Below are 735 nucleotides of genomic sequence, written 5' to 3'. Positions count from 1 at the left end.
GGAAGCCCGTAAGTTCGGTGGCTGTTATGTGTTTGGTATCCAGTCCTATGCCCAGCTGGAAGATATCTACGGTGAGAAAGCGGCGGCCACGCTGTTTGACGTCATGAACACCCGTGCTTTTTTCCGTTCCCCGAGCCATAAGATTGCAGAGTTCGCTGCCGGTGAGATTGGTGAGAAAGAGCACCTGAAAGCCAGCGAGCAGTATTCCTACGGTGCTGACCCGGTACGTGACGGGGTATCGACCGGTAAGGATATGGAGCGTCAGACACTGGTCAGTTATTCCGACATTCAGTCTCTGCCGGATCTGACCTGCTATGTCACTCTGCCCGGACCGTATCCGGCAGTAAAACTCTCCCTGAAATATCAGGCACGACCGAAGGTCGCTCCGGAGTTTATTCCGCGTGACATCAACCCGGAAATGGAGAACCGTCTGAGTGCCGTACTTGCTGCAAGGGAAGCAGAAGGTCGCCAGATGGCCAGCCTCTTCGAACCGGAGGTTGCCTCCGGAGAAGGCGTGACTCAGGCTGAACAGCCACAACAGCCACAACAGCCACAACAGCCACAACAGCCACAACAGCCACAACAGCCACAACAGCCACAACAGCCAGTGTCTTCTGTCATCAATGATAAGAAGTCAGATGCAGGTGTGAGTGTTCCGGCAGGGGGGATCGAGCAGGAGCTGAAAATGAAACCGGAAGAAGAGATGGAACAGCAACTGCCACCCGGGATCAGTGA

At 54.8% G+C, this 735-nt stretch carries 1 protein-coding gene; it reads left to right on the top strand.

Going from position 1 to position 735, the window contains the following annotated elements; genetic code table 11:
- A partial coding sequence (locus FTE26_RS07165) for a type IV secretion system DNA-binding domain-containing protein (protein ID WP_272457529.1) occupies nucleotides 1-735 on the top strand: 735 nt, incomplete at both ends.

Origin of the sequence: Escherichia sp. S10b (genome assembly GCF_028421345.1) — a bacterium.
GTDB lineage: Bacteria > Pseudomonadota > Gammaproteobacteria > Enterobacterales > Enterobacteriaceae > ECMA0423.
The sequence above is the reverse complement of the archived record's forward strand: the minus strand, read 5'-3'. Positions and strand labels throughout refer to the sequence as shown.